Source organism: Acidobacteriota bacterium (assembly GCA_028875725.1).
Lineage (GTDB): Bacteria > Acidobacteriota > Thermoanaerobaculia > Multivoradales > Multivoraceae > Multivorans.
Genome location: JAPPCR010000006.1, coordinates 1,002,500 through 1,014,782, shown reverse-complemented (window position 1 = coordinate 1,014,782; position 12,283 = coordinate 1,002,500). Strand labels below are relative to the sequence as shown.

9 protein-coding genes are annotated in these 12,283 nt (G+C 68.6%); all 9 read left to right on the top strand.

The features are described from left to right. The first annotated feature begins 94 nt into the window (after positions 1-94). The 9 genes from OXI49_06190 (at position 95) to lpxD (ending at position 12,282) form a co-directional block, all read left to right on the top strand. Positions 95-1,822 (top strand): PQQ-dependent dehydrogenase, methanol/ethanol family, encoded by a 1,728-nt coding sequence (locus tag OXI49_06190; protein ID MDE2690088.1) that lies wholly within the window; start codon positions 95-97, stop codon positions 1,820-1,822. Between the two features lie 8 nt (positions 1,823-1,830). Then, positions 1,831-2,655 (top strand): transporter substrate-binding domain-containing protein, encoded by an 825-nt coding sequence (locus OXI49_06185; GenBank protein ID MDE2690087.1) that lies wholly within the window; start codon positions 1,831-1,833, stop codon positions 2,653-2,655. Positions 2,656-2,718: 63 nt separating this feature from the next. After that, positions 2,719-3,225, top strand: a complete 507-nt coding sequence (locus OXI49_06180; GenBank protein MDE2690086.1) for a cytochrome c — start codon at positions 2,719-2,721, stop codon at positions 3,223-3,225. A 167-nt stretch (positions 3,226-3,392) separates the two neighbouring features. Further along, positions 3,393-5,591: a PQQ-binding-like beta-propeller repeat protein gene (locus OXI49_06175; protein MDE2690085.1), complete on the top strand. Its 2,199-nt coding sequence runs from the start codon at positions 3,393-3,395 to the stop codon at positions 5,589-5,591. A 109-nt stretch (positions 5,592-5,700) separates the two neighbouring features. After that, positions 5,701-7,989 carry a TonB-dependent hemoglobin/transferrin/lactoferrin family receptor gene (locus OXI49_06170; GenBank protein ID MDE2690084.1) on the top strand — a complete coding sequence of 763 codons (2,289 nt, stop codon included), beginning with the start codon at positions 5,701-5,703 and terminating at the stop codon, positions 7,987-7,989. A 90-nt stretch (positions 7,990-8,079) separates the two neighbouring features. Then, the gene (locus OXI49_06165; protein ID MDE2690083.1) at positions 8,080-9,315 is read left to right on the top strand and encodes a mandelate racemase/muconate lactonizing enzyme family protein; all 1,236 of its coding nucleotides are present in this window, start codon (positions 8,080-8,082) and stop codon (positions 9,313-9,315) included. A gap of 65 nt (positions 9,316-9,380) precedes the next feature. Then, on the top strand, positions 9,381-10,145 hold the full coding sequence (gene gloB / locus OXI49_06160; protein ID MDE2690082.1) for a hydroxyacylglutathione hydrolase: 765 nt from the start codon (positions 9,381-9,383) through the stop codon (positions 10,143-10,145). Between the two features lie 64 nt (positions 10,146-10,209). Continuing rightward, entirely contained in the window at positions 10,210-11,208 is a 999-nt protein-coding gene (locus tag OXI49_06155) for an amidohydrolase family protein (protein MDE2690081.1), read from the top strand. A gap of 24 nt (positions 11,209-11,232) precedes the next feature. Further along, positions 11,233-12,282 carry a UDP-3-O-(3-hydroxymyristoyl)glucosamine N-acyltransferase gene (gene lpxD / locus OXI49_06150; GenBank protein ID MDE2690080.1) on the top strand — a complete coding sequence of 350 codons (1,050 nt, stop codon included), beginning with the start codon at positions 11,233-11,235 and terminating at the stop codon, positions 12,280-12,282. Position 12,283: the final 1 nt, after the last annotated feature.

The window sequence follows — 12,283 nt, the reverse complement described above, 5'->3', positions numbered from 1 at the left end:
AGCGCCCGAAACGAGTCGCACGGTATCATCGCCGCCCGCACGAACAGCCTCGTTCAGGGAGTCTTCGACACCTGAACGTCTCAGGAGATCGTCCATGCCAGCCAGCCGCCTTGCCGTCCTCGCCCTTCTGCTTCTGTCTCTTCCCCTCGCAGCCCAGGAAGAAGGCGTCGCGGCCGCGCCCCAGAACCACTGGCCGGCGGCGACCGAGGTGGGCGACGGCGCGGGACCGGTCGACCAGGCGCTGCTCGAAGCGGCGCCGACCCGAGAATCCTGGCTCCACTACGGCGGCAACTACGCGAGCTGGCGACACTCCCCGATCACCGAACTGACGCCGGAGAGCGCCGCCAACCTCCGTATCGCCTGGATCGCCCAGACCGGCGTCTCCGGTCAGCTCGAATCCTCACCCGTCGTCTACGACGGCGTCCTCTACCTGACATCGTCGATGAACCGTCTGCTCGCCTACGACGCCGGGGACGGCAGCCTGCTCTGGCGCTACGACCACGAGAACCCCTCCGACCTGAGGATCTGCTGCGGGCCGGTAAACCGCGGCGTCGGCATCTCCGGCGACCTGGTCGTCATGGGCACCCTGGACGCCCGCCTGCTCGCTTTCAACCGCAAGACGGGCGAGCTTGCCTGGGACACCGAGGTCATCCCCTACGCGAAGGGCTTCTCCATCACCTCGGCCCCGCTCATCGCGGAGGGCGTGGTGGTCATCGGCATCGGCGGCGGCGAGTACGGCGTGCGCGGCTTCTTCGATGGCTACGACCTGGAGACTGGAGAGCTCCTCTGGCGCCACTACACGGTGCCGGAAGCCGGCGAACCGGGAGTCGACACCTGGGCCGGCGAGTCCTACAAGACCGGCGGCGCCGCCACCTGGGCCACCGGCAGCTACGACCCGGCGACCCGGACCCTGTTCTGGACGACCGGCAACCCGTCGCCCGACTGGAACGGCGACACCCGCCTCGGCGACAACCTCTACAGCGACAGCGTGCTCGCGGTCGACATCAAGACGGGCGAGCGGAAGTGGTACTTCCAGTTCACCCCCCACGACGTCTGGGACTACGACGGCAACTCCGAGGTGTGGCTGGTCGACGTCCAGGTCAACGAGCAGACCATTCCCGCCCTGGTCCAGGCGAACCGGAACGGCTACTTCTACGTGCTGGACCGCCGCGACGGCGGCTTCCTGCACGCGAGCCAGTACGTCCACCAGTTGAACTGGGCGACGCTGGACGAGAACGGGCGGCCGGTCGTCGACCCGGTGATGAAGCCGGCGGACGAACCGACCCAGCGCGTCTGCCCCGGCCTCGCCGGCGGCAACAACGCCGCCTACGCCGGCGCCTACAGCCCGGAGACAGGTCTCGCCTACGTGCCGACGATCGAGAGCTGCATGATGTTCCGCAAGGGCGTCGTCGTCTTCGTCGAGGGAATCCCCTTCTTCGGCGGCGAGCCGATTCCGAGCGACACCGTCGAAGGCAAGTCGTACGGGCACCTGTCGGCGATCGACGTCAGCACCGGCGAAACGAAGTGGAGCTACCGGGATCCGGTGCCGATGCTCGCGGGCGTGCTCAGCACAGCGGGCGGCCTCGTCGTCACCGGTAACGCCTCCGGCCACCTGCTCGGGTTCGACGCCGAGACCGGCGAGGAAGTCTGGCGCTACCAGACCGGCTCCGGCATCCGCAGCCACCCGATTGCCTACCAGTACGAGGGCAAGACCTACCTCGCCGTCGGCTCCGGCGGCGGCGGCATCGTCCAGACAACGGTTGGCACCGCGCCCTCCCTGCCCGAGGGCAGCATGCTGCTCGTCTTCGAACTCGATTCCTGATGCCAGCGGTGTCGGCAGCGAGGCGGCGGACGCCCGCGGCCGGCGCGCTCGCCCTTCTTCTGGCGGCCGCTCCCGCCCAGGCCGAGGAGTTGCGGGTCTGCCTTGTCGAGGACGACCTGCCGCGAGCCCACCGGGCCGAAGGCACCGGCTTCGACCACGATCTGTTTCGGGAGGCCGCCGAGCGGCTCGGTCGCGACTTCGTTCCGGTCTGGCGCCCAAAGGCTCCGCCCTACTCCGAGATCGACGACACGGATCTTCCACTTGAGGCCTTGCTGGAACGGGAATGCGATCTCGCGCCCTCCGTGCCGGGCCACCTCGCGCTCGGGCGGCTGGCGGGAGCGATCGATCTGAGTCCGCCCTACTACGCGGCCGCCTTCGAGATCTACATGCCGGCCGTGGAGAGTCTCGACTGGGCGGATCTGCGAGAAGCGGTGGCGAACCGCAAGGTGGCGGTGCGGCTGCAGTCGCTGGCCCACTTCGCCGCCCAGGCGGCGGGGCTGGACTGGACCTCGCAACCGAGCGCGGCCGAGGTCGTCGGCGCCGTGGACGATGGCCGGGCCGCCGCGGCGCTGATCTTCGGTCCGGCCCTGGCCAGCCTGGGCAAGGACCCCGTGAACGCCTTCGAGCCGCCCCCGGGACTCCGCTTCAACGAACACGCCGCCGTCCGCGCCGGCGACGCCCTTGGTGACGAAGTCGCTCGCGTACTCGACGAGCTGCGCCGCGACGGCACCCTGGCGCGGTTGGCCGCGCGCTATGGCATCTTTCGTATCGAACCCTTCCCCACCGTGTCCTCGCCGGAAGCGATCCGCGCGCTGGGCATCGGCGGACCCTGACTGTCGAGGAGCAACGCCCTGACCACCACGAGCGAACCGCCCAACACCAACGAACCGCCTGCCGTGCAGGCTCGCTACTCCTCGTTGATCGTCCTGACCCTGCCGGTGCTGCTGGCGGCCTGCGCCACCGGCGGCGGGCCGGCGCCAGAGGAACCCGGCGCCCAGGCCGCGGCCGACGCCACGACGGCGACTGCAGCGCCGGCGGAGCCCGCCGCCGCGGTGGAGCCGCCGGCCGCCGCAGACGTCGCGGCCGCAGCCGCCGAACCGCAAGCCGCTTCATCGCCCGTCGCCGCGTACCTCGAGGACCCCGCCGCGATCACCGCCGGACGGCGCATGTTCCGCGCCGTCTGCACCGGCTACTGCCATTCCACGACACCGGGCGTCACCAAGGACGCGCCGAACCTCTTCGACTGTGACTGGGACCACGGCGACACGGATGCCGACCTCTACCGCGTGATCAACCAGGGCGTGCCGGACACGGAGATGCTCCCCTTCGAGGGGAAGATCCCGGAAGACACGATCTGGAAGGTGATCGCGTACATGCGCTCGAACAGCGTGGACTGCGGCTGATCCCGAGCCGCCGGAGCACGGGAGAATCCACGTTCCGCAAAAGAGCACCAAATCAGTCCTTGACAAACAGAACCTAATTGGTTCAGTTTAGACCCATGCTCGACACCAAGCCTCTCAGCGGCGGGATTCGCCGCACCGCCGCTGCGGCCACCGTTGCTCTCGGAACAGTGGCTGTCCAGCTTGCTGTTGCCGAAGAAGTGGACGCTCCTGCCGAACCGCCGACGGTCGCCGATCTGCCCCTCGCCATCTCGAGTTTCGGCGCCGCCCATCTGGACGGTTCTCTCTACGTCTACGGCGGCCACATCGGCCGGCAGCACGTGCACTCGTTCGAGAACCTGAGCCAGCTCTTCCTGCGCCATCCAGTCGATCTCGACAGCCCCGGACCCACACCCGGCTGGCTGGCACTGCCGCCGGGGCGGCCGCTCCAGGGCACGGCCCTGATCGAGTACGACGGCGCCCTCTACCGCGTGGGCGGGATGCGGGCAGACAATCCCAGGCGGGAACCGGGCGAGCTCTACTCCGTGAAGAGCGCGGCCCGCTTCCTGCCCGAAGAGAACCGCTGGCAACGGTTCATGGCCCTGCCGGCAGGCAGGTCCTCGCACGACCTGGCCGTGGTGGGCGATCTTCTCGTCGTGGCCGGCGGCTGGGAACTGAGAGGCTCCGTGGAAGACCCCCTCTGGGAACGGTCTGTGTTCGCACTCGACCTCACGACGCTCGACGGAGATTCCATCGGCCAGTGGCGGGTGCTCACGGAGACGCCGATCGGCGTCCGCGCGAACGCCGCGGTCGGATTCGACGGCAAACTATGGGTGCTGGGCGGGCTCGACGACAACGGCGACACGACGAGACGCGTCGACATCTACGATCCTGCCGCCGACACCTGGACACCCGGCCCGGAGCTGCCTGCCTCGGGCAGCCTCAATGGGTTCGGCGCCGATGCGGTCACGACAGGTGACGCTCTTCTTATCAGCCAGGCGGACGGTCGGATCTACAGCATCCGTAGCGGCGACGACGACTGGACCCACGCCAGCGATCTCCATGAGCACCGGTTCTTCCACCGTCTCGTTAGCGACGGTGAAGCCCTGTTCGCGATCGGCGGTGCGAACCGTAGCGGCCACCTGAACTCCGTCGAGCGGCACCTCCTGTCGGCTCTCGGCGTCGGCTCAGGCTCACCCTCCGCCGACGGCACCGCTCCCCCGGACACAGAGACTGACTGGGCAGGCTTTCGTGACGGCGGCGCCAGCACGGTCGAAGGTTCCGACCTGCCCTCGGCCTGGACCGAGCCGGCCTGGACCGTCGAGCTTCCCGCCTTCGGCCACTCCGGCCCGGTCGTCTGGCGCGGCACGGCCTACGTGACGTCGGTGACCGCCGACGCCGAGGACGCCAAGGACACGTTGTGGCTCACGGCCATCCGCATCGCCGACGGCGAGGAGCTCTGGCGCCGGAGCTGGCCTGCCTCGGAGCGTCTGCCCTTCAACCAGTACACGGCCCGCGCCGCCCCCACTCCCGCCATCGACGCCGAGAGGATCACTCTCTTCTTCGGCACCGGCGATCTGTTCGCCACCGACCACGACGGCAACCGCCTCTGGCACCGGAATCTCTCCGCCGATCACGGCAGTTTCGCCGGCAACCACGGCGTCGGCGGCTCCGTGCTCCTGGCAAGCGATCATGCAGTCGTCCTGCTGGCGCGCAAGACCTACTCCTACCTGCTCGCCGTCGACCGCGTCACCGGCGAAGAGCGCTGGAAGGCCGATCGCGAGCCGGGCGTGTCCTGGACCACGCCCACCCTGTCGCCCGACGGACGCGAGATCGTCGTCAGTTCGAATGGTTCCGTCGAGGGCTATGACGCCAGGACCGGAGAACGGCTGTGGTGGATTCCGAACGTCAAGTCGAACACCACCCAGTCGCCTCTGATCACGGAGGAGCTCGTCATCGTCTCCGGTTCGGAGCGGCCCGCCAACTTCGCCATCCGGCGCGGCGCCCGAGGAGAACTCGGCGAGGACGACATCGTCTGGCGCTCCGAATCGACCGCTCACTTCGCCTCTCCCGTGCTGGCCGGGGATTGCATCTACTGGGCGAACGCCGCCGGCGTCGCCCAGTGCATCGACCCGGCGACCGGGAAGTCGCACTGGCAGCGCAGGCTCTCGCAACCGGCCTGGGTGACCCCCATCGCAGCCGGCGAGCGCGTCTTCTTCTTCGGCGAGAAGGGCGCTACCGACGTCCTCAGCGCCGGCACTCGAGGCGGCGAGGTGCTGGCCACGAGCCGTGTCGAGGTCGACGAGTACCTCACCGGAGTCGCCCCGGCCGGCGACACGTTGCTACTCAGAAGCGGAAAGCTGCTGCACGCGGTGCGCGGCGAGCCATGACCATGGAAACAAGGGCGCTGCACCGCGACAGCCGTGGAAGCGAAGCGGTGAAGCGCCCACCCCTAACAACCGGCGGCACGAGACCGCCAGAAGCTCGGAGGTCGATCCTATGTCCGTTTCATCCCCCAGGCGTCAACGTTTCGCCGGCCCGTGGCGTTCCGCCCTGGTCGCTCTCGGCCTGGCCTGCATCCTGGCGAACGCCACACCGCTCCTGAGCCAGGAAACTGCTTCTTCTTCGGCCGAGGAAGGGCAGGAAGCCGGGGAGCCCGCAACCGGCGAGGGGACCTTCCTCGACGAAGTCACCGTCACTGCCGATCACGTTCCCAGCTCCCTGCGGGACACGCCCGGAAACGTCTCGATCGTCACGGAAGAGGACATCGAGGATCAGCTCTTCGAGGACATCGCGGACCTCGTCAAGTACGAACCCGGCGTCTACGTGGAAGGAGACAACACCCGGCTTGGCCTCAACGGGTTCAACATCCGCGGCATCGGCGGCAACCGGGTCCTGACCCAGGTCGACGGCGTACCGGGCGCGGAGCAGTTCGACTTCGGCCCCTTCAACGTCCATCAGCAGGCGATCGACATCGACACGCTGAAATCGGCCGAGATCGTCCGCAGCGCCGGGTCGGCGCTCTACGGCAGCGACGCGGTCGGTGGCGTGATCTCGCTGATCACGAAGAACCCCTCCGACTACCTCGGCGGTGGCAATCGCCACGTCGGCCTGAAGGCGGGATTCGACGGGCGCAGCAACGACTCGAACCTGAACCTGGCCCTGGCGGGCGGCGGCGACGCCGGACGCGCGTCCCTGTTCGTCAGTTCGGGCAACGGCAGCGAACTGGACAACGCGGGGCAGACCGGCGGAACCGCCATGGACAGGGACCGCCCGAACCCGCAGGAACGGGAGCGGCTGCAGGCGCTCGGCAAGGCGGCCTACGACATCTCCGCCAGCAACACCATCCGCGCGGTCTTCGAGCTGAACTCAACCGACGCGGAGACGGAGGTCTTCTCCGCCCTCGGCACCAGCCGGCTCGGCCCGTTCACGATCACGAACCTCGAGGTGCTGGCGGACGACACCCAGGATCGCAACCGCGCTTCGCTCGAGCAGCTAGTGAGAAGTCGCGGCGCCGTCGACCAGTGGAGTTGGCGGTTCAACGCCCAGAACGTGGACACGGCCCAGAACGTCGCCGAACACCGGCTGACCGCAAGCTTCGGCCCGCCGATCGAGAGCAATCGCAACGGCGATCTATGGTTCGAACAGAAGACCTTCGGCGCCGACATGAACGGCCTCGTCGAGACGGGAACCGCCGACTCCTTCAGCAGCGCGATCTACTTCGGCGGCAGCTTCCTGATCGATGAGTTCGACATGCTGCGCGATCGGGTCGCGCACGATCTCTCCGGCAGGCCCGTGCGCACCCGGCTCGTCTTTCCGAGCAAGTACTTCCCGCAGACCGAAACGGAAGAGACCGGCGCCTACACCCAGGCCGAACTCCGCTGGAACCGGGTCACCCTGATCCCCGGCGTCCGCTACGACCGCTTCGTCGTCGACGCCGACCCGACCGACACGGTCTACATCGCCGCCGGCGGCCTGCCTGCGGCCAGCCTGGACGAGGACGCCGTTTCACCGAAACTGGGAGCCGCGATCGAACTCCACCGCACGACGACGCTGACCGCCCAGTACGCGGCCGGCTTCCGGGCGCCGCCCTACAGTTCGATCAACACCGGGTTCACGAACCTGGCCGGCGGCTATCAGACGATCGCCAACCCCGCGCTCCAGCCCGAGATCAGCGACAACTTCGAGGTCGGCTTGCGCTGGAGCGCCGGCGGCACGAGCTGGAGCGTCAACGGGTTCCAGAACCGCTACGACGACTTCATCGAGTTCCAGAACGTCGGGTTCAACCGGCAACTCAGAGTGGTCGAGTTCCAGAACGTGAACCTGACCGAGGTCGAGATCGACGGCGTCGAGTTCCGACTCGAATCGCGCCTGGGCGACAACGTCCTGCTCCGTGCCGCCTATGCACGCATCGACGGCCACGACGTAACCGGCGGGACTTCAGTGCCGCTGGCCTCCGTCGCACCCAACGAGGGCGTCCTGGGATTGCGATACCTGTCCAGTTCGGCCAGGTGGGGCCTCGACGGCTCGGTACGGCTGGTCGACGACCGCGACCCGGAAAAGGTCGCAGACAGCGAGCACGTCCCGGAGGGCTACGAAGTCGTCGATCTGGTCGCTTTCTTCGCTCTGCCCGCCGACATGAAGCTGCGCATCGGCGTGCTCAACGCCACGGATGAGGCGTACTTCGAGTCATGGCATGTGCGCGGCAGGCAGGCGAACGACCCGCGACTGCTGCTCTACTCGAGTCCCGGCCGGAACGTGGTCGCTTCGCTGAGCTACAACTGGTAGGAGCGGCCGTTCGTCCCTTCCACGAACGCCCGGCCGGCAACAGCCCGGCGCACGCGGAACCGAGGCCTGTTGTTACCGTTGCCCGCGTCGATGAAGAGGGCGCGGACAACGACGGCACCGGTCACGCGCCGGCAGGCGATGGCGGCCGCCGGCGGCGCTGCCTTCCTGCCCCTGGCCGTCTCACCGGCCCTCGGCATCCAGCCCAGCGGCGCGGCCGAAGGGAAACTGCGGATCGAGGAACTGGAACTGACCTCTGTCCGGGTAACGGAGCGGACGGTCTGGATGTTCGTTCATCTCAAGACGAACCTCGGCCTAGTCGGCCTCGGCGAGTGCTCCCTGGGTCGACGGTACGAGCTGCCGGCGCTCGGGCGAGCCTTCGAGGCGGCTCGCGGCCGCTCGCCGTTCGACATCGAGGCCTACCGCGCAGCCGGACGCGAACGGGCAGCAGCCGGCGGGATCTCCGAGGCGACCGCTTTCTCCGTGATCGAACAGGCGCTCTGGGACCTGGTCGGCAAGGCGGTCGACGCGCCCGTTCACCGGTTGACCGGAGGCAGCCTCCGCGACCGCCTGCCGGCCTACGCAAACATCAACCGCGCCACCCGGGAACGTACGCCCGATGGCTTCGCGGCCAACGCCCGCGCGGCGGTCGAGGACGGTTTCACCGCGATCAAGGCCGCTCCGTTCGACGGCTTCCCCGCGCTCGACGCGCCCGGGTCCGAGGTCGCCGTGGCCGCCGACCTGGGTGTGGCCTGCGTCGAGGCGATCCGCGAGGCGGTCGGGGTGGAGATCGACATCCTGATCGACTGCCACAGCTTCTTCGACGTCGACCTTGCCGTCGATGTCGCCCGCCGGCTCGAACCCCAACACCTCGCCTGGTACGAGGAACCGGTCGCCCCCACTGATGTCGCCGCGACGAAGGCAATCGAGCGCGCCATCAAACAGCGCATGGCCGGCGGCGAGTTCCTGTTCGGGATCGAGGGCTTCGCCCCCCTGTGCCGGGAGCAGGCGGTCGACGTGATCATGCCCGACGTCAAGCACTGCGGCGGTCTCCTCGAAGCCCGCAAGATCGCCGCCGTCGCCGAACTCGACGGGATCGCTGTCTCGCCTCACAACCCGAGCGGCCCCGTCGCCACCGCCGCCTCCGCCCAGCTCTGCGCCGGCCTGCCGAACTTCGAGATCCTCGAGATGCAGTGGGGCGAAGCAGCCTGGCGCGGCGACCTGGTCCTGCCACCGGAACGCTTCGAGAACGGTTCGATCGCAGTGCCGGACGGCCCCGGTCTCGGCGTAGAACTGAACCAGGCAGTGCTGCGGGAGCGGCGGATATAGTCCCGTCCGCCTTCCCGCAGTCTCCGACGCACTCCGAAGCGTCCAACCCTCCGCCGGAGAACCCCGTGCTCGAGATTCAGACGATCCCCGTCCTGAGCGACAACTACTCCTACGTGCTCCACGACACGGGGAGCGGCAAGACGGCGGTCGTCGATCCGCCTGAAACCGGGCCGATCGAAGCGGCGCTCTCCGCCAGCGGCTTCGGCATCGACTGGATCGTCATCACCCACCACCACATGGACCACATCGCCGCGGTGCCCGCTCTGAAGGAGAAGTACGGATGCCAGGTCGTCGGGCCCGCCGCCGACCAGCACCGCATTCCGGGCCTCGACCTCCTGGTGCGCGAGGGTGACCGTTTCCAGCTCGGCGAAGCCGAAGCGCAGGTGTTCGACACGCCCGGTCACACGACGGGGCACATCACGTACTGGTTCGAGGACGAGAGGGCGCTCTTCTGCGCCGACACGCTGTTCGCCCTGGGCTGCGGCCGCGTGTTCGAGGGCACGATGGAACAGATGTGGGAGTCGCTCGCCAAGCTGCGCGCCCTGCCGGACGACGCGATCGTCCACTGCGGCCACGAGTACACACTCTCCAACGCCCACTTCGCCGTCACCGTCGATCCCGACAATGACGAACTGATGGACCGGGTCGCCGAAATCGAGGAGCTCCGGCGGAACGGCAAGCCGACCGTGCCCTCGAACCTGGGGGTCGAAAAGAGGACCAACCCCTTCCTGCGACCCGACGACGCGGGCATCCGCGCGCAGCTCGGCATGGCCGGCGCCACGAACGCCGAGGTCTTCGGCGAGATCAGGACCCGCAAGGACAACTCCTGACACCCGCCACCGCTGGATGGCCCATGGAACACCTCCCGTCTTCGTGAATGTAGGAGTCACACGCATGAACGAACAGGAAGCGGCCTGGCTGGCCCGCACCCGGGAAGAGCCGATCGACCCGGATCAGGAGATCTGCGACCCCCACCACCATCTCTGGGACTACCCGGAATCGCGGTACATGCTGGCGGAACTCCACGGCGACACCGGGACCGGCCACAACGTGACCTCGACCGTCTTCGTCGAGTGCGCTTCCGGCTACCGGGAGGAAGGCCCCGAAGAGATGCGGGTCGTCGGCGAGACGGACTTCGTGCTGGAAGTCGCCAAACGAAGCGACGGCGCGGGCGCTTCGATCGCCGGCATCGTCAGCCACGCGAACATGCTCCTGGGCGATGGCGCCAAGGCGGTTCTCGAAGCCCACATCGAGGCCGGCGGCGGCCGCTTCCGAGGCATCCGCCATTCCGCCGCCTACGACCCCAGCCCGGACATCCGGGTGTCCCACTCCAAACCGCCGCCGAGCATGCTGCTGCGCTCGGACTTCCGGAGCGGATTCGCCTGCCTGGGGCCACTCGACCTGAGTTTCGACGCCTGGCTCTACCACCCGCAGATCGATGAACTGACCGATCTCGCCCACGCCTTCCCGGACACCCGGATCATCCTGGACCACGTCGGCGGGCCTCTCGGCATCGGGCCCTACCGCGACCGCCGCCGCGAGGTCGAGGCGGCCTGGCGCAAGTCGATCACCGGGCTCGCCCGCTGCGAGAACGTCGTCGTCAAGCTCGGCGGGCTGCCGATGAAGATCTGCGGTTTCGGCTGGCACAAGCAGGAGACACCGCCGTCGTCCGCGGAGACCGCGGAGGCCCACCGCCCCTACTACCTCCACTGCATCGACCGCTTCGGAGTCGACCGCTGCATGTTCGAGTCGAACTTCCCGGTCGACCGCGCCGGCGGCGCCTACACGCTGCTCTGGAACTCCTTCCAGCGCATCGTGGCGGACTTCTCCGACGACGAGAAGGCGGCCCTCTTCCGCGACACGGCCCGCAGCGTCTACCGCCTCGACTCCTGAACCGGAGCTCCGTCCGGGCGTCCCATGCCACGACTGGAGAAGACGCTCGACGAGGTGCGCGGCCTGCTCGCCGACGCGGACGTCCCATCCGCGCTGCATGGCGACGGCGACTTCGTGTGCCGCTCGATCGCTTCCCTTGAGCGGGCCCGGCCGGACCAACTGTCCTTCGCCAAGGACGAACGGACGCTGAACGCCACGAACACCCTTGCCGGCGCGCTGGTCGTGCCGGCGGCAACGACCCGTTTGGCTGCCCACCAGATAGCAGTCGAGGATCCGTTCGCCGCCTTCGTTGTCGTCCTTCGGCACATCGACCGGGAACGCAGGCGGGAAGACACGGGCGTTCATCCGTCCGCCGTCGTTGCCGAAAGCGCCACCCTCGGCGCCGACGTGTCCATAGGCGCCGGCGTCACCGTTCGCGACCGTGCCGTAGTCGGCGACCGCAGCGTGGTCCACGCGAACGCCTACGTCGGACCACGGAGCCAGGTCGGCAGCGACTGCGTCCTGTTTCCCGGGGTGGTCGTCATGGAGGACGTGACGATCGGCGACCGCGTCGTCGTCCACGGCGGCACGGTCATCGGCTGCGACGGCTACGGCTACCTCCAGCGCGACGGCAGGCACCTCAAGATCCCGCAGGTCGGCACGGTGAAGATCGGCGACGACGTCGAGATCGGCTCCCAGGTCACGATCGACCGGGCGGCGCTCGACGCGACGGTGATCGGCCGCGGCTCCAAGCTCGGCGATCTGGTCCACATCGCCCACAACACGATCGTCGGCGAGCACTGCCTGATCCTGCCCCTGGCCAAGACGGCGGGCGGCGCCAGGCTCGGCGACGGCGTCGTCCTGGCCGGAGGCGCCGGCGCCGCGGACGGTGTGGTGGTCGGCGACGGCGCGATGCTCGGCGGCAACACGATCAGCTACCGCGACGTGCCGGCCGGCGCCGTCCTGTACGGCGATCCGGCCCGACCGAAGTCGCGGCAGTTGCGCATCGAGGCGGTGCTGAACCGCCTTCCGCAGATGGAGCGCGACCTGCGGGCGCTGCTGCGACGGATGGAACGCCGGAGCGAAACGGAGTGAG